Genomic DNA, 17,072 nt, shown 5'->3' on the forward strand with positions numbered 1-17,072 from the left:
ACGGAACCTCGCACCAGACCGAGCGCCCCGCCTCACGCCAAGCGCGACGCCACGAACTCCACCATCCGCCGCACCAGCAGCGCCCGCGACGACGCCCGTCGGTACTCGTGCCCCTCACCCGCGAGCTCCAGGTACTCGACGTCGTGCGCCCGCTCCCGCAACGCCGCGACCACCTGGTGCGCCTCGCCGATGGGCACGTTCGTGTCGAGCTCGCCGTGCACGACGAGCAACGGCGCCGTGACGTCGTCGATCGCCCGCATCGGCGACAGGGCCGCGAGCAGCGCTTCGTCGTCGACGGGGTGTCCGTACTTCGTCGCAGCGGCAGAGGCGATCCACGGTTCGGTGTCGCGGTAGAACGTGGCGAAGTCGCTCATCCCGCACACGGCGACACCTGCTGCGAACACGTCGTGCGTGAACGCCAGGGATGCGAGGGTCGCGTACCCGCCGTAGGAGCGGCCCTCGACGGCCACCCGGGAGCGGTCGGCGTACCCGTTCGACACCAGGAACCGTGCGCAGTCCACGACGTCGGCGAGTGCGTTCCAGCGCAGGGCCAGGTCGTCGGCGTGCACGAACTCGTGTCCGTACCCGGACGATCCGCGGATGTTCGGGGCGAGGACGGTCACGCCCGCTGCGGCGAGCGCCTGGTGCTGCGGCGAGAACGTGGGTCGTTCCTGCGACTCCGGTCCGCCGTGCAGGTGGACGAGCGCTGCGCGCGGGCCGGGAGGCGCGGCAGCAGCAGCACGAGCGCCGACGGCCGACGACGTGGCCGGCTCCACCGCCCGGTACAGCCAGCCGGTCAGCTCCAGTCCGTCACGGGCGGCGAACCGCTCGAGCGTCGGCTCGACCAGCGGCACATCGGGCAGTGCAGGCACGTCGGTGACCCGGCTCCAGGTGAGCGCGTTCGTGTCGAGCCGCCAGAGTTCTCGCGGTCGGGTCGGTCCCTCGACGGCGAGCAGCACGCTCCGGCCGTCGCGGCTGAGCACCGGGTCGGTGACGACGTACCCGGGCAGGTCCGGCACCGGGGTGCGCGAGGCGTCGTGGGTGTTGATGAGGTCGAGTTCGCTGCGCCCGTCGACGTTCCAGACGAGCAGCAGCGTGCGGCCGGCGTCGTCGGCGTCGAGGTACTCGAGTTCGGCGTCGGCGCGCTCGATGATCCGTCGGGGCGTGCCACGCCAGCCGTGGGGTCCGACCGGCTGGGCGACGAGTCCGCGGCGGGGCAGTCCGGCCTCGGTGGCGACGTAGGCGACGAGGGGGCTGGTCTCGCTCGCGGGCGAGGGCCGCAGGAACGCGATCTCCGCGGACCCGTCGGGGTCGTCGGCGAACAGGGCGTGGCTCTCGTCGGTCAGCCGGTCGACGACGACGACGAACTCCTGCCCACGCTGCCCGTCACTGAGCACGACGAGGCGTTCCTCCACCGACAGGTCGAGGATGTGGATGAGTTCGCCGACGGCCAGGTCGTCGCGGTCGCCGGAGACCGGGTCGACCAGGTACGAGCGGGCCGGCTGGTCGGCTTCGGTCGAGGGCAGCGTGATGACGACCCGGTGCCCGCTGCGGCTCCACGGGCCGAGTTCGGCGTGCTGGTACCGCGAACCGGCGATCTGCGCGGCGTCGGTGCCGTCCGGCCGGACCACCCAGACCTGCTGCTTCACGCCGCCGTCGGTCGCGATCGCCACGGCGAGCCACTCCCCGTCGGACGACCACGACACCCGGATCACTGGGTCGTCGGACAGCGCGATCCGGACCGGTTCGGGCAGTTCGCCGTCGACGACGACGTCCTGCACGAACACCTCGGGGGTGCCGTGCCGGTCGGACACGAACGCCACGCGCCGGGCGTTCCGGGTCATGGTGGGGCCCCACGACCCCCAGGCGGCGGCGAGCCGCTCACCCAGGTCGGCCGCGGCCCTGGTCGTGACCGAGGGACGGACGTCGGCCGACGACGCGACGCTCGCCGAGCCTCCAGTCCGGGTGGAACCCACGTTCACCGCACCCCCTGCTGCTGCAGCCACATCTCGATCAGGCCGAGCTGCCAGAGCGCGTTCGCGCCGATCTCGGTTCGCGTGCTGTTCGGGTCCTGGAGCATCCGCTCGACCGTACCCGGGTCGAACAGGCCGCGCTCACGTGCTTCCGGCGCGTGCAGTGCCGTGCGCACCCGCTCCAGGTACGGGCCCTCGAGCTGCCGGATCGCGGGCACCGGGAACGACCCCTTGCTGCGGTCGATGACGCTGTCGGGGACGATGCCGCGCGACGCCCGCTTCATGACGCCCTTGCCGCCGTCCGACAGCTTGAGCGCGGGCGGGATCGCGCCGGCGAGCTCGACGAACTCGTGGTCCAGGAACGGCACGCGGGCCTCGAGGCCCCACGCCATCGTCATGTTGTCGACGCGCTTGACCGGGTCGTCGACGAGCATCGTCATCGTGTCGCTGCGGAGCGCAGCATCGACGCTCGTCTCCGCGCCCGGAACCGCGAACGCAGCGTCCACGAACGCCGACGGGGTGTCGTCGTCGCTCTTCCAGCGCTCCCCGAGCAGCCCCTGCAGCGCCGGCCACCTGCGGTCCATGAACACGGAGCGGTAGGCCTCGGCCGCCTGGTCGCGGGGGACGTCGGCCAGCGGCGGGTACCAGTCGTAGCCGGCGAGCACCTCGTCGGCACCCTGGCCGGACTGCACGACCTTGACGTGCTGCGAGACCTCCTGCGACAGCAGGTAGAACGCGACGCAGTCGTGACTGACCATCGGCTCGCTCATGGCGGCGACCGCACCGTCGATGCCGTCGAGCAGGCGCGTCGAGGGGATGTGGATGCGGTGGTGGTCGGTGCCGAAGTGCTTCGCGACCTGGTCCGAGTACTCGAACTCGTCGCCGGACTCACCGCCAGCGGCCTCGAAGCCGATGCTGAACGTGGCGAGGTCCTGCTGCCCGGCCTCGGCGAGCAGTCCGACGACCAGGGACGAGTCGATGCCGCCGGACAGCAGCACGCCGACGGGGACGTCGGCCACCATGCGGCGCTCGACCGCGGTGCGGAGCGACCCGATGAACGCCTGCTCCCAGTCCTGGTCGGTCCAGTCGGCCCTGGCGGGGTCGCGTTCGAACCGCGGCTCCCAGTAGACGGTGTCGCGGGACGTACCGTCGCGCTCGATCACCCGGACGGTGGCGGGCGGGAGCTTGCCGACACCGGACAGGATCGTGCGGGGTGCGGGCACGATCGAGTGGAAGCTCATGTAGGAGGCGAAGGCGACGGGGTCGATGGACGTGTCGATGCCGCCACCGGCCAGCACCGCGGGCAGGGACGACGCGAAGCGGAGACCGCCAGGTACCTGTGCCACGTACAACGGCTTGATGCCGAGCCGGTCCCGCGCGAGCACGAGTCGGCCGCTGGCGTGCTCCCAGATCGCGATGGCGAACATGCCGATCAGGTGCTCGACGAAGGCCGTGCCCCACTCGGCGTAGGCGACGGCGATGACCTCGGTGTCCGACGTCGAGAAGAACTCGTGCCCCTTGCCGCGCAGCTCGTCACGCAGCTGCTCGTAGTTGTAGACCATGCCGTTGTAGGCGATCGTCAGTCCGGCCCGGGGCAGCACCATCGGCTGCGCACCGGCGGTGGACAGGTCGACGATCGACAGCCGTCGGTGTCCGAGCGCGACCGGACCGCGCGCCCAGAGCCCGTCACCGTCGGGGCCGCGGTGCACCATGCACCCGGTCATCCGCGCCACTGCTCCGACGTCCGGGGCCGTGCCGTCGAACCGGATCTCGCCCGCGAGTCCACACATCAGCGCTCTCCCTCGGCCGCCGCCTTCGCGGCGGATCCCACGATCCAGGTGTCCTTGGCGCCGCCGCCGCGCGACGAGTTCACGACCATGCTGCCCTCGGGCGCCACCCGGGTCAGCGCGACGTCGGCCAGGTGCGCGTCGTCCGCTCCGGTCCCGGTCAGGTAGACGAACGCGCGCAGGTCGACGTGCCGTGGGTCGAGGCCCGCCGGTCCGATTGTCGGGTGCGACGACAGCTGCACCACTTCCTGTCCGACCCAACCTGCTGGGTCGGCAGCGATCTCGCGCCGTCGTTCGGCGACCTCCGGGGCACTCGCGCTCGGCCCGATCAGGACCCCGCGTCCGCCTTCGCCGTCGACCGGCTTCGTCACGAGTTCGCCGACCCGGTCGAGCACCGACAGGCGTTCGCCCTCGATGCTCGTGCGGTACGTCGGCACCGACTCGAGCAGCGGCTTCTCGTCCAGGTAGTACCAGATCAGGTCCGGCACGTTGACGTACATCGCCTTGTCGTCGACCAGGGCGTTGCCCGGGGCGTTCGACAGGTGGACGTGTCCGGCCTCGGCCACGTCGAGGATGCGGGCGCCCAGCTCCGGCGCGTGGTCCGCGGTCAGGGCCCGCACGTCGCGGTCGATCCGCAGGTACAGCCCGTCGAGCACGTCGCCGGTCGTCGCGTCGACCACACGTCCGTCACGGACGTCCAGGTCGGACCCGGCCAGGAGGCGCAGCCCGGCTCCGTCGGCCAGCCTGCGGTGCTCGAACCACGCGCCGGCGGCGGGGCCGTCACTGACGAGTGCGAGCACCGGGTCCGGGTTGCCGGTCACCGCGGTCGCGTTCGTGCGCAGGGTCTCGCGCAGGCGGTCGGTCACGCCGTGCGGGTCGCGCAACAGCGCCGGACGTGGAGCGTCCGGCACGACGTCGTCCATGAGCTCGCGGAGCGCGATGCCGTACGCGACCCCGGAGGGCGAACGCACGTTGTCCTCGAGCACCCGCCAACCGCCGAACTCGTTCCGCACCAGGTCGAAGCCGAGCACGGGTGCCCGCACCGCGTGACCGGGCAGGCGCGCAGCGTCGGGGTCCCAGCCGTTCGCACCGACGAACTGGTGCTCGTCCATCACCCCGTCGGCCACGATCCGCCGCTCGCCGTACACGTCGCGCAGGAACAGCTCGATCGCCCGTGCGCGCTGCCCGAGGCCGCGCTCCAGCTGCGACCACTCGTACGCGCTGATCGTCCGCGGCACCAGGTCGCACCCGAACGCCTGCACGCCGCCGTCCACGACGAAGCCGACCTCGTGCTCGCGGGTCCAGGCGTCGCGTGCGGCGCAGTGCTCGTTCGTCGTGTCGGCGTCCCAGGCGGTGAAGTACGTCGCCAGGTCGCGGAACGCCGGACGGGGGCGGGCACCGGGGCCGACCGCTTCGTCGCCGGCGCGCACGCGGTACCCGGGGACCGCGACCGCCGGTCCCTCGTCGCGCCCCGACGGGGTGCCGGCCGTGTCCTCGACCACCAGGGTCACGACGTCGTCGAGCTCCCCGCGCTCGGCGTACGCGGTGCGCTGCCGATCGGTGGAGTTGCCGCGGGCCAGGGTGTCCTCGAGCAGGTCCGTGACGGTGCCCCAGTCGCCGAGCTCCTCGAGTTCCGGGCGCAGGCGGGACACCAGTTGCCGGACGGCGACCTCGGCGGGCAGGCGGTCCGGGTGCTGCCCGAGGCCGAGCAGTTCGCCGCTCAGCCCCGTGCGCGCCGCCTGCCACATCGCTGCACGGTGCAGGGGCTCGCTGCGGGGATGCCACTCGGCGCCGGACTCGACGGCGACCTCGGCCTTCCGCACCGCGGCCCGGAACAGGCCGGCGATGAGCACCGCGTCGTCGACGATCGGGGTGGCGTCGCAGACCCGGAGTTCGAGCGTCGGAGCGTGCGACGACGGCCGCACGTCGAAGTACGCCATCTTCTTGTCGGCGATCACCCCCGACGCGATCAGGTCGTCGAGCACCTTGTCGTACTCCGCCGCGTTCGACACCCGCCCGAAGCTGCCGGCCGACGGCCACCGCTGCCAGATGATGCTGCGGAACGACGAGTACCCGGTGTCCTGCCCGTTCCAGAACGGACTCGACGCGCTCAGGGCCAGCAGCACCGGCAGGACCGGGGCGACCCGCTGCGCGATCTGCACCGCCAGGTCACGGTCGCTCACACCGACGTGCACCTGGAGGCCGCAGATGAGCTGCTCGTCGACGAGCATCCGGTACTGCTCCTGCATGCGGCCGTAGCGCCCGCCGCTGGTCAGCTCGAAGTCGGCGTACTCGGACCGCGGCGCCGTACCCACCGACGCGATGGTCACCCCGGCCGGTACGATCGCGGCGCTGAGCTCACGGCGCAGGTCGACGATCACCCGCCGCAGGTCGTCGAGGGTGCGCACCACGGGGGTGTTCGTCTCGATGGTCGTGCGCTGCAGTTCCGCGCCGAAGCGGTCGGCGGGCAGCTTGGGCAGAAGGCGCGGGGCCTTCGCGGAAAGTCGGCCGGACTCGAGGTCGATGAGGTGCAGCTCTTCCTCGGCGCCGAGCGTCAGCTCTGCACTCATGGCTGGAACCTACGCGCGGTGGCTGTGGTGCGCGCCGCGGCACACCGCCCGACGCATGCTCGTAACATATGTCATATATTGGATCGATGACTGCACTCATCGAGTCCACGGCGCTGACGCGTCGGTTCCCCAGTTCCGCAGGCCGTGACGTGACCGTCCTCGACGACGTCACCTTGACCATCGGCCGCGGCGAACTCGTCACGATCGTCGGGCCCAGCGGCTCCGGCAAGTCGACGCTCCTCCAGTGCCTGTCCGGACTGGACGCCCCGACCGCCGGCACCGTGCGCATCGACGGCACCGACCTCGCCACCCTTCGCGGCGATGCCCTCGCGGCGTTCCGCCGAGACCACCTCGGGTTCGTGTTCCAGTCGTACAACCTCATCCCGGCGCTGACGGCGTTCGAGAACGTGGCGCTGCCTCTCCGGCTGTCGACCGGATCCGTCGATCGCGCCGTCGTCCGGAACGCCCTCGACGCGGTGGGACTGACGGCGGTCGCGCGGCACCGTCCCGGACAGCTCTCCGGTGGACAGCAGCAGCGCGTCGCGATCGCCCGCACCATCGTCACGGCACCCGACGTGGTGTTCGCCGACGAACCGACCGGCGCGCTCGACACCGAGTCCGGGGCCCGCGTGCTGGAACTCCTGCGGGCAGCTGCCTCCGGGCGACGCTCCGTGGTGATGGTCACGCACGACCTCGAGGCCGCGGCGCTCGGCGACCGAGTGCTCGTGCTGCGCGATGGTCGACTGCACCGCGAGCTCGTGGCGCCGTCCGTGACCGACGTCCTCGCGGCGGTGTCCCGGTGATCACGCGACTCGTCCTGGCCGAGGTCCTCCGGGCCTGGCGACTCTGGACCTCGACGTTCGTCGTCATGGTCCTCGCAGCCGTCGTCGCGCTCGTCTGCGCGGGCGACGTCGCGACCGCTGCGGGGATCGCCGACCAGGCGGACGCCGACGCCCTCCGCAACCACGCGCTGGTGTTCGGCGCGATGAACGCCATCGTCGTCATCGGGGCGCTCAACGTCCTCGTGACGTTCTCGATCCGGATCCAGCGCCGGAACCACGCGCTCTGGCAGTTCGGTGGCATCGGCCCGGCGCTGATCCGACGCGTGGTCTTCGCGCAGGCCTCGACGGTCTCGCTCGCCGCGTTCGCCGTGGCCCTCGCCGTGATGCCCCTCACGCTGCAGTCCCTGATGGCCTTCCTCTCCGCCCCGATGCGGAGCACGGGCAGCCCGGCCCTGGAACCCCGACTCGGCGTGCCCGAGGGGCTCATCGCCTTCGCAGCCTTCGAGCTCACCGTGCTGCTGAGTGCGATCGGTGCCGCGCGGGCCGCCTCGAGCACTCCGGCGCTGTTCGCCGTCCGTGAGCCCGAGCTCGAACCACCGCGACCGAGCGTCGGCCGCAAGGTGATCGTGTGGGTGTCCGGCGGGGTCGCCGTCGCGCTGTACGCCCTCAACCTCATGGGCGAGCGCGGGATCTCGATGGTCTTCCTCGTGCCGGTCATGGTCTGCGTGATCGCCGTGGCACCGTGGCTCTGCCGAGCGCTGGTATCCGGGTGGACCGCGGCACTGCCAGGGTCACCCGCCGCGTGGTTCCTCGCGCGCGAGTCACTGCGGTACCACCTCACGCGCAGCCACTCCGCGATCGCCCTGCTCTCCGTGGCGATGCTGCTCGGGTCGCTCACCGGCTCGGCGGGCGTGTGGGACTCCCCCGCGTACTACCTCGGCGGCCTCGCGATCTTCGGCGGGCCGGTGCTCATCGTCCTCTTCACCGGCGCTGCCACCGTCGTGATGACCACGCTCAGCCGACGACGCGACGTGGCCCTGCTCGTCGTGACCGGCGGCACGTTCCGGACGGCGCTCGTCGCGGCGGTCCTCGAGGCCGTCGCCGTCGTGGTCACGGCTGTCCTCATCGCGCTTCCGTTGGCGTTGGCGAGTGGGCCCGCCGCACTGACGACCTGGACGGACCCGCTCCGGCCACTGCCGTTCGTGGTCGCGATCGGGCTCGTCATCATGGTCGTCGCGACGGTCTCGCCAGTGCTGCAGGCCCGGCGTCGAGCGCTCGGCCAGCAGCTCGTGGACACGGCGGTCTGAGCCACTTCCCGCGACTGAAATACCACATAGGGTGGGAGCGGGTCGCACACCGCCGGGTGTTGGCCCGGGCAAAGTCGAAGCCCACCACCGCTGCAACGGTGATGGGCTTCGAGTTGCTCTCCGAGTGGAAAGCCGGGACGGGCAAGAGCCGTTCCCGAGTCTGATCGCTCGGGTCCAGTGTAATCGAGCTCCGGCCCGACCGCACGCCCGTCCCGGTCTACCGCTCCTCGTGTCCGCCGGCGCTGACACCGGAGGTGGTCTCGATGTCCAACGACACCGATCCCAAGCCCAGGCGTCAGGTGTTCTGGCTGGGGGTCGCGGGCTTGCTCGTGAACCTCACCAGACTCCTGGTCGACCTGGTCCGGAAGGACTGAGACAAGGACGCCCCGCATCGGTTCCGACCGGTGCGGGGCGTTCTGACGCGTCCGCACCGTGCGCACCTCGTCGCCTCGTCGCCTCGTGCGAGGTTGCACACTCCGTGCGCCGCTACAAGCACGCACCAAGTGGTCAACCTCGCACCAGCCCGCGAAAGCCGCACCGTGCTGTGGACGCACACCACCCGCCGGACGGGAGGCACGGCGCCAGCCCGCCTCGCGCCTCCCGTCCGCACCTCTTCACTCCGTGCGAGGTTCCACGCACCGTGCCCGGTTACAAGCGCGCACCAAGCGGTCAACCCCGCACCAGTCCGCGGAAGCCGCACCGTGCTGTGGACGCACACCACCCGCCGGACGGGAGGCACCACGCCAGCCCGCCAGGCGCCTCCCGTCCGCACCGTGCGCACGTCGTCACCCCGTGCGAGGTTCCGTGCTCGGTGCGAGGCGCGCGGGCTCGCACGGAGTACGGAACCTCGCACCAGCCGACGCACCGCGCACCGTGCGGGCGGTGCGGGCGGTGCGGGCCGGCGCCTACCCGCGCGTCCGGGCCAGGCGCCGGTTCAGCGCACCGTTCAGCAGCGCCACGAGCAGCCCCACCGCGAACACGAGCGTCCCGAAGCACAGCACCTGCGGCGGCATCCCGGCCTTCGCGGCGCCGTACACGAACAGCGGGAAGGTGACGGCGGGCCCGGCGACGAACGAGGTGATGACGTAGTCGTCGATCGACATCGCGAGCGCGAGCAGCCCGGCCGCGAGCATGCCCGGCGCGAGCAACGGCAGCGTCACGAGCCGGAAGGCCTGGAACGGCGTCGCACCGAGGTCGCTCGCGGCCTCTTCGAGCACCCGCGACGTGCCGGAGATCCGAGCGCGGAGCACCACCACGACGTACGCGACGTCGAACGCCACGTGGGTGATGAGCACGGTCAGGAACCCGGTGCCGAGGCCCACCGACAAGAAGAACGACAGCGACGCCGAGCCGACGACGATCGAGGGCGCCGCGATGTCCGCGAAGACGACGGCGTTCACGGCACCGCGGCCGGGGAACCGGTACCGCTCGAGTGCCAGGGCCAGCGGCAGCCCGATCGCGACCGAGATGATCGCGGCCAGGAACGCGACGACGACCGAGGTGACGAACGCGGCTCCGAGCCCGGACACGTTGACCAGGTTCGCGTACCAGTACGTCGTGAAACCGTTCCACGCGAACGACAGCCGGTTCGTCGGAGCGTCGTTGAACGAGTACACGATCATGTAGACGATCGGGACGAGTGTGATCGCGATGGTGACCCAGTAGACGATCGCGAGCCAGGGTCCGCGGCGGTTCACGCCGTGGCGGTGGACGACGGGCGACGAGGTGGTCGCGGTGGACGGACGAGTCGGTGCGACGGCGGTCATACGAGGTCCTCGAGGTCGTCGGTGCCGGAGACGCGGGCGTAGATGAACAGGATGATGCCGAGCACGACCATGAGCACGGTCGACAGTGCCGCGGCGACGTTGTACTGCTGGTTGCCGGAGTACGCGTCCTGGATCGCCTGACCGATCGTGTAGGTGTTCGTGCCGCCGAGCAGCGCCGAGTTCACCGGGTCGCCGACGCTGTCGATGAACACGAGCAGGACGCCGGCGAAGATGCCCGAGCGGGACAGCGGCAGCGTGGTGTGCCAGAACGCCCGGAACTTGCCGGCGTACAGGTCGTTGGCGGCCTCGCCGAGTCGCGGGTCGATGCGTTCGAGTGCGGCGTAGATCGGCAGCACCATGAACGCCAGGTCGTTGTAGGCGTCGCCGAAGATCACCGCGCCGCCGGTACCGAGGATGTGGAAGTCCTTGCCGGCCAGGCCGATCGCCTGCAGGAAGGTGACGACCGGACCCTGCGACGCGAGCACGAACGCCCACATGTCGGTGCGGATGATGAACGACACCAGGAAGCTCACGAACACGAGCATGAGCAGCGGGTTCTTCCACCGCGGCGAGACCCGGAATGCGATGAAGTACGCCACCGGGTACCCGACGATGATGGTCACGACCGTGGCGGCGGCGCCGTACCAGAGGGACCGGAGCAGGAACGTCAGGTAGGGCACCTGCGGGTCGATGAACAGCGAGCCGTAGATCCCCCAGTTCCACGTGAAGGTGTACCCGTCGTCCGGGTTGCCCGACATGAGCGAGACGATGAGCCCCGACACGAGCGGGATGACGAAGAACACGCAGAGGTAGGCGGTCCCCACGAGCGCGAGCAGGAAGGGCGTGCTGCGACGGCGTCCCCGACGGACCGGCGCCGGACCAGCACCCGGTGTCGGTGCGGCCCCCGGGCCGGCGACCCCGACGGCCGTCATGACTGCACCACCGCGTTGAAGATGCCGTTCCACTCCGAGTACTCGTCGTAGTTCTCGAACACCCGGAACTCGTGCGACCGGCCCAGCACGTCGGAGTCCGGGAACACCAGCGGGCTGTCCGCCACCGTCGCGTCGTCGAGCTCGTCACGGACGTAGGCCTCGGCGCTGGGGGCCGGGCAGACGTAGTTGACCCAGTCCTCGACGATGCCCGCGATCTTCGGCGTGTAGTAGAAGTCCATCCACTCGAGGGCGGCCACCGGGTTCGCTGCCTGCCGGGGGATCATGAGGTTGTCGTGCCACATCATCTGGCCCTCCTCCGGCGTGACGAACTTCAGGTCCTCGAACCCGGACTGCTGCGCCTGGAAGACGTCGCCGGACCACGCCTGGGTGATCCAGGTGTCGCCGTTCTCGAGCTTGTTGATGTAGCTCTGGTCGTAGAAGCCGGTCACGCTCGGGCGCAGTTTCCGCAACCACGCCTGCGCTTTCCGCCAGTCCGCCGGGGTCGACGTCTCCGGGGCGATGCCGTTCGCGAGCAGTCCGAGGGAACCGAGCTCGGTGTTGTCGCTCATCAGCCCGACGCGGCCCGCGAACGCCGGGTCGAGCAGGTCCTGGAACGACGTGATCTCGCGGTCGATGTACTTCGGGTTGTAGGCGATCCCGGTGAAGCCGGTCTGCCAGACGACGGAGTGCTTGTTGCCGGGGTCGTACGTCGGGTCCTTCACCGAGTCACCCGCGTTCGCCGCGAAGTTCGGCAGCCGCGAGTGGTCGAGCTCGCACACGAAGCCGTTCTTGATCATCTGGGTCAGCTCGAACCCGTTGGTCATCACGACCAGGTCGTAGCCGGTGGCGCCCTGCGCCCGCAGGATTGGCGAGACGGTCGCGTAGAACGTCGCGTTGTCCTGGATCACCGCCTGGTAGTCGACGCTGATGCCGGTGGCCTTCTGGAACAGTGCGAGCGACTCGGACTTGCCGTGGTCGGAGTCGATGTAGAGCGGCCAGTTCGCGAAGTTCAGCTGCTTCGTCGCCTTGGCGTCCTTCCAGAACGCGGTCCAGTCGACGGCGTTCTCGGCGCCGGAGGCGGCTGAGCCCTTGATGCTGCACCCCGTGAGCAGCGCCGCGAGCGCGGCGGCTCCTCCGCCGGCGAGCAGGCCGCGTCGGCTGACGCGCGCGGACGTCAGTCCGCGCAGCAGGTCCGGGCCGGGTGCCCCGCCGGTCACGCGAGCGATCCTGCCGTGGCGGGTGCGGACTGGAGGCCCGTGGCGGCGTGGGTGGTGACGGTCTGGTCGGACGCGGGGTGCGCCTCCAGGCCGAATCCGTGGTCGACGCCCCACGTGAGCCAGACCTCGGTGCCGGTGGCGATCCGCGGTCCGCCCTTCGAGTTCTGCGCGAAGACGGAGACGCGGCCGGCTCCGGGGACGTCCACCAGGTACTGCGTGCTGACCCCGGAGAACGAGACGTCGACCACGCGGCCGGGCCCGAGGATGTTGCGGCCGGCTTCGGGGGTGGGCTCCGAGGTGCGGATCTTGAGCTTCTCGGGACGGACGCCGACGACGACGCTGCCCGAGGTCCGGACGGCGCGGTCGGCCGGGACGGCGATGGTGCCCGCCGGGGTCGCGACCACGAGCAGCGGGCCGTCGGTGCCGCGGACCTCGCCCTCGAGCAGGTTCGACTGGCCGAGGAAGTTCGCGACGAACGCGGTCCGGGGCAGCTCGTACAGGTCCTGGGGGCTGCCCATCTGCTCGATCCGGCCGCCGTTCATGACGGCGACCGTGTCGGCCATCGTCATCGCTTCTTCCTGGTCGTGGGTGACGTGCAGGAAGGTGAGCCCGACCTCGGCCTGGATCGTCTTGAGTTCGAGCTGCATCTGGTGCCGGAGCTTCAGGTCGAGCGCACCGAGCGGCTCGTCGAGCAGCAGGAGTGCCGGCCGGTTCACGATCGCGCGTGCCAGCGCGACGCGTTGCTGCATGCCGCCGGACAGGGAAGCGGGGCGCTTGTCGGCCGAGGCGTCGAGCTCGACCAGGTGCAGGGCCTCGCGCGCCTTCGTCATCGGGTCCGGGATCCGTCGCCGCTTCAGGCCGAACGCGACGTTGTCGAGCACGCTCATGTGCGGGAACAGCGCGTAGTTCTGGAACACCGTGTTGACGGGCCGCTGGTAGGGCTTCGTGTCGGTGACGTCCTCGCCGCCGATCGTGATGGTGCCGCTCGTGGGCTCCTCGAGCCCGGCGACCAGTCGCAGCGTCGTGGTCTTGCCGCAGCCGGAGGGGCCGAGCAGGGCGAAGAACGAGCCGGCCGGCACCGTCAGGTCCAGCGCGTCGACCGCGGTGTGGCCGGGGAACGACTTGGTGATCTGCTCGAGTCGGAGATCGGCTCCGGATTCGGCGAACGTGCCGGTCATTGCCATGGTGCCTCCTGCTGCTTCGGAAGGATCGGGGTCAGCCGATGTAGGACATGACGTGCTTGATGCGGGTGTAGTCGTCGAACCCGTACTGGGACAGGTCCTTGCCGTAGCCGGAGTGCTTGAAGCCGCCGTGCGGCATCTCGGCGACGATCGGGATGTGGGTGTTGATCCACACGCACCCGAAGTCCAGGTCGCGGGCGAAGCGCATCGCCCGCGAGTGGTCGGTCGTCCACACCGAGCTCGCGAGCCCGTACTCGACGTCGTTCGCGGCGCGCAGTGCTTCGTCCTCGGTCGTGAAGCGCTGCACGGTCTGCACGGGGCCGAAGACCTCCTGCTGCACGATGCGGTCGGTCTGGCGCAGGCCGGACACGATCGTGGCCTGGTGGAAGTAGCCGACGTCGCCCTGCCGCCCGCCGCCGAGCTCGATCGTGGCGTGGTCGGGGAGCGTGTCGACGAAGGACCGGACCTGGGCGAGCTGGTTCGCGTTGTTCACCGGGCCGAAGTACGGGGTGGCCGTGTCGGCGCCGGTGGTCGCGGTCGCACGTGCCGAGGCGGCGAGCGCCGCCACGAACTCGTCGTGGATGCCGTCCTGCACGAGCACCCGGGTGGCGGCGGTGCAGTCCTGCCCGGCGTTGAAGAACCCCGCGGCGACGATGCCGGCGACGGCGGACGGGATGTCGGCGTCGTCGAACACGATCACCGGGGCCTTGCCGCCGAGCTCGAGGTGGGTGCGCTTCAGGTCGCCGGCGGCGGCGCGGGCGACCTCCATGCCGGCGCGGACGGACCCGGTGATGGACACGAGCTGTGGAGTGGGGTGGTCGATCATCGCGGCGCCGGTGGTGCGGTCACCGACCACGACGTTGAGCACGCCGGGCGGCAGGAACTCGGCGGCGACCTCGGCGAGCAGCAGGGTGGAGAGCGGGGTGGTGTCGCTCGGCTTGAGCACGGTGGTGTTCCCCGCGGCGAGCGCCGGGGCGAACTTCCACACCGCCATGTTGAGCGGGTAGTTCCACGGGGTGACCTGGGCGACGACGCCGATGGGCTCGCGCCGGACGAACGAGGTGTGGTCGGCCATGTACTCGCCGGCGCTGCGGCCCTCGAGGTTGCGGGCGGCTCCGGCGAAGAAGCGGATCTGGTCGACGGACAGCAGGATCTCGTCCTCGACCAGGGTGGCCCGGGGCTTGCCGGTGTCGAGGGACTCGAGGTCGGCGAACTCCGATGCCCGCTGCTCCATGGCGTCCGCGATCCGGAACAGCGCGAGCTGTCGTTCGCCGGGGGTCGTGCGGCGCCAGGTCGCGAAGGCGGTGCTCGCGCTCGTGAACGCGGCGTCGACGTCGGCAGCCGTGGACACGGGGGACGTGCCGTAGACCTGCTCGGTGGTGGGGTCGACCAGGTCGAACCGGGTGTCCGCGCCCGACTCGACGAACGACCCACCGACGAAGTTGCGCACCTCGTGCGTCGTGGTCACCGTTTCCGTCGTGTCCAGCATGGCGGTGATCCTGACACGGATTCCGGCGGCGCGGAAGACGGATTCGGAGGTTGTGGAGAACCGTAACAACGGAAATCGTCGCGAAACACGGTGTTCACAACGGAATCCCTTGCGCGACCCGGGCCTCGCTGCCATGCTGTCCGGCATGGCGGCAGCACCACGACGTCCGGGACCGATCGACGACACCTCGAAGCGGATCATCGAACAACTCCAGGCGGACGGCCGCCGTCCGTACGGCGAGATCGGCAAGGCCGTCGGTCTCAGCGAGGCGGCGGTCCGGCAACGAGTCCAGAAGCTCACCGAGACCGGCGTCATGCAGATCGTCGCGGTCACCGACCCGATGCAGCTCGGCTTCCACCGGCAGGCGATGATCGGCATCCGGGTCAGCGGCGACACCCGAACCGTCGCCGATGCCCTCGAACAGCTGCCGGCGGTCGACTACCTCGTCATGACCGCCGGCAGCTTCGACCTGATGGTCGAGGTCGTCTGCGAGGACGACGACGACCTGATCGAACTGCTCAACGGCACGATCCGGGCCATCCCGGGCGTCGCCGGCACCGAGACCTTCGTCTACCTGCAACTCCGCAAACAGCTCTACGACTGGGGAACGCGATGACCATCTCCGAAACGACCAGCGGCCAGGCCACCGGCCGGTCCACCCGCCTCGGGTCCTACGACCCGTTCGCCCCGGTCGACGACGCCGACCTGCAGCGGAAGTCCCGGGACCACCTGTGGATGCACTTCGCCCGGCACGGTGCGAACCAGGCCGGTGCCGACGTGCCGATCATGGTGCGCGGCGAGGGCCACCACGTCTACGACAGCCACGGCAAGGGCTACATCGACGGGCTCTCCGGCCTGTTCGTCGTCGCCGCCGGCCACGGTCGGAAGCGCCTGGCCGAGATGGCCGCGAAGCAGGCGGAGACGCTGAGCTTCTTCCCGATCTGGTCCTACGCGCACCCGGCGGCCATCGAGCTCGCCGACCGCCTGGCCGAGCACGCACCCGGTGACCTCAACAAGGTCTTCTACTCGACCGGTGGCGGCGAAGCGGTGGAGACCGCCTTCAAGCTCGCGAAGTACTACTGGAAGCTCCAGGGCAAGCCCATGAAGCACAAGGTCATCTCGCGCGCGGTGGCCTACCACGGCACCCCGCAGGGTGCCCTGGCGATCACCGGCATCCCGGCGATGAAGCAGATGTTCGAGCCCCTGACGCCCGGTGGCTTCCGGGTGCCGAACACGAACTACTACCGCGCCGAGGAGATGGGCTTCCCGGGCGGCACCGAGGAGCAGTTCGGCTTCTGGGCGGCCGAGCGCATCCGCGAGATGATCGAGTTCGAGGGCCCCGACACCGTCGCGGCGGTGTTCCTCGAACCGGTGCAGAACTCCGGCGGCTGCTTCACCCCGCCGCCCGGGTACTTCCAGCGGGTGCGCGAGATCTGCGACGAGTACGACGTCCTGCTCGTCTCCGACGAGGTGATCTGCGCCTTCGGCCGGATCGGCACCATGTTCGCCTGCGACACCTACGACTTCGTGCCGGACATGATCACGTGCGCGAAGGCGATGACCTCGGGCTACTCCCCCATCGGCGCGACCATCATCAGCGACAAGCTCTTCGAGCCGTTCTCCAAGGGCGACACGACCTTCTACCACGGGTACACGTTCGGCGGGCACCCGGTGTCGGCCGCCGTCGCGATGGAGAACCTCGACATCTTCGAGGAAGAGGGCCTGCTCGCGAACGTGCGGCAGAACGCCCCGCTGTTCAAGGCCGAGCTCGACACCCTGAAGGACCTGCCGATCGTCGGGGACGTCCGCGGTGACGGCTACTTCTACGGCATCGAGCTCGTCAAGGACAAGGCCACCAAGACGACCTTCGACGACGACGAGTCCGAGCGGCTGCTGCGCGGGTTCCTGTCGAAGGCGCTGTTCGACGCCGGCCTGTACTGCCGGGCCGACGACCGTGGCGACCCGGTCGTGCAGCTCGCCCCGCCGCTGACCATCGGGCAGCCGGAGTTCCGCGAGATCACCTCGATCCTGCGGAGCGTCCTGTCCGAGGCCTCGTCGAAGATCTGAT

The 17,072-nt window shown here is 70.4% G+C and carries 12 protein-coding genes; 4 read left to right on the plus strand and 8 right to left on the minus strand.

Features of this window, described 5'->3' with window-relative positions:
* Positions 1-32 precede the first annotated feature (32 nt).
* Genes M4960_RS16300 through M4960_RS16310 form a run of 3 tightly spaced genes read right to left on the minus strand, consistent with a single transcriptional unit; the run spans position 33 to position 6,330 of the window.
* Entirely contained in the window at positions 33-1,982 is a 1,950-nt protein-coding gene (locus M4960_RS16300) for a prolyl oligopeptidase family serine peptidase (RefSeq protein WP_248704829.1), read from the minus strand.
* On the minus strand, positions 1,979-3,763 hold the full coding sequence (locus M4960_RS16305; protein ID WP_123937153.1) for an N-acetylglutaminylglutamine amidotransferase: 1,785 nt from the start codon (positions 3,761-3,763) through the stop codon (positions 1,979-1,981). Before M4960_RS16305 ends, M4960_RS16300 begins: the two co-directional genes overlap by 4 nt.
* Positions 3,763-6,330 (minus strand): carboxylate--amine ligase/circularly permuted type 2 ATP-grasp protein, encoded by a 2,568-nt coding sequence (locus M4960_RS16310; protein ID WP_248704830.1) that lies wholly within the window; start codon positions 6,328-6,330, stop codon positions 3,763-3,765. Before M4960_RS16310 ends, M4960_RS16305 begins: the two co-directional genes overlap by 1 nt.
* Before the next feature lie 86 nt (positions 6,331-6,416).
* Between M4960_RS16310 and M4960_RS16315 the strand changes: the two genes are divergently transcribed.
* Together M4960_RS16315 and M4960_RS16320 are read left to right on the plus strand one after the other, a co-directional pair.
* Positions 6,417-7,133, plus strand: a complete 717-nt coding sequence (locus M4960_RS16315) for an ABC transporter ATP-binding protein (protein WP_173169083.1) — start codon at positions 6,417-6,419, stop codon at positions 7,131-7,133.
* On the plus strand, positions 7,130-8,419 hold the full coding sequence (locus M4960_RS16320; RefSeq protein ID WP_248704831.1) for a hypothetical protein: 1,290 nt from the start codon (positions 7,130-7,132) through the stop codon (positions 8,417-8,419). The genes M4960_RS16315 and M4960_RS16320 overlap by 4 nt, the downstream gene beginning before the upstream one ends.
* Before the next feature lie 905 nt (positions 8,420-9,324).
* Here the strand turns inward: M4960_RS16320 and M4960_RS16325 are convergent.
* The 5 genes from M4960_RS16325 to M4960_RS16345 are packed head-to-tail and all read right to left on the minus strand — an operon-like array spanning position 9,325 to position 15,004.
* Positions 9,325-10,185 (minus strand): ABC transporter permease, encoded by an 861-nt coding sequence (locus M4960_RS16325; protein ID WP_248704832.1) that lies wholly within the window; start codon positions 10,183-10,185, stop codon positions 9,325-9,327.
* Positions 10,182-11,117: an ABC transporter permease gene (locus M4960_RS16330; protein WP_123339295.1), complete on the minus strand. Its 936-nt coding sequence runs from the start codon at positions 11,115-11,117 to the stop codon at positions 10,182-10,184. Before M4960_RS16330 ends, M4960_RS16325 begins: the two co-directional genes overlap by 4 nt.
* Positions 11,114-12,334, minus strand: a complete 1,221-nt coding sequence (locus tag M4960_RS16335) for a PotD/PotF family extracellular solute-binding protein (protein ID WP_248704833.1) — start codon at positions 12,332-12,334, stop codon at positions 11,114-11,116. The genes M4960_RS16330 and M4960_RS16335 overlap by 4 nt, the downstream gene beginning before the upstream one ends.
* Positions 12,331-13,518, minus strand: coding sequence for an ABC transporter ATP-binding protein (locus M4960_RS16340; RefSeq protein ID WP_123292904.1), 1,188 nt, complete (start codon positions 13,516-13,518; stop codon positions 12,331-12,333). The genes M4960_RS16335 and M4960_RS16340 overlap by 4 nt, the downstream gene beginning before the upstream one ends.
* A gap of 31 nt (positions 13,519-13,549) precedes the next feature.
* On the minus strand, positions 13,550-15,004 hold the full coding sequence (locus M4960_RS16345) for a gamma-aminobutyraldehyde dehydrogenase (protein WP_131877978.1): 1,455 nt from the start codon (positions 15,002-15,004) through the stop codon (positions 13,550-13,552).
* 133 nt (positions 15,005-15,137) lie between these two features.
* Between M4960_RS16345 and M4960_RS16350 the strand changes: the two genes are divergently transcribed.
* Both M4960_RS16350 and M4960_RS16355 read left to right on the plus strand, forming a co-directional pair.
* Positions 15,138-15,620, plus strand: coding sequence for an Lrp/AsnC family transcriptional regulator (locus M4960_RS16350; protein ID WP_035809531.1), 483 nt, complete (start codon positions 15,138-15,140; stop codon positions 15,618-15,620).
* Positions 15,621-15,739: 119 nt separating this feature from the next.
* Entirely contained in the window at positions 15,740-17,071 is a 1,332-nt protein-coding gene (locus M4960_RS16355; protein ID WP_248704888.1) for an aspartate aminotransferase family protein, read from the plus strand.
* Position 17,072 lies beyond the last annotated feature (1 nt).

Origin of the sequence: Curtobacterium sp. MWU13-2055 (assembly GCF_023242305.1) — a bacterium.
Classification (GTDB): Bacteria; Actinomycetota; Actinomycetes; order Actinomycetales; family Microbacteriaceae; genus Curtobacterium.